Here is a 412-nt window from a genome sequence, read left to right as displayed (position 1 = left end):
CACGTTCCCGTGCAACGACCGGTGCATATTTCGTCTATGCAATTCGCACATACACTCAACATACATCCACCTCAGAATCTTCAATCCCCAACTCCGCCTTAATGGCCTTTGCAATATGAAAGGGCATCGGAGAATAGCCATTCAATAATTGAACGGTACTACCAACACCACACGCTTTAAGCATTCCTGCAATCACCTTTGCATCTGATTCATAAGAATCTTCCGCAAAATAATTTTCAAGCGCATCCAGTCTTTTTAAACTAAAACGCCCTGCAGGTTCTACAAAGTGAAACCATCCTTTACCGGATGAACGACGCAAATAACCAAAACCTTCGGCTGGCTCCTGATATACAGCAGCGACACCTAGACGATAGCCCTTAGGCGATTCCAACGTACCATCACAGTACGAAAT

1 protein-coding gene is annotated in these 412 nt (G+C 44.7%); it reads right to left on the bottom strand.

Features of this window, described 5'->3' with window-relative positions; genetic code table 11:
- Positions 1-55: 55 nt before the first annotated feature.
- On the bottom strand, positions 56-412 hold a 357-nt coding region (locus tag AB4585_RS28205; RefSeq protein WP_372172074.1), incomplete at its 5' end, for a hypothetical protein.

It is taken from the genome of Vibrio sp. 10N.222.49.C9, from assembly GCF_041474985.1.
Lineage (GTDB): Bacteria > Pseudomonadota > Gammaproteobacteria > Enterobacterales > Vibrionaceae > Vibrio > Vibrio crassostreae_C.
This window is presented reverse-complemented; position numbering and strand designations above follow the sequence as displayed.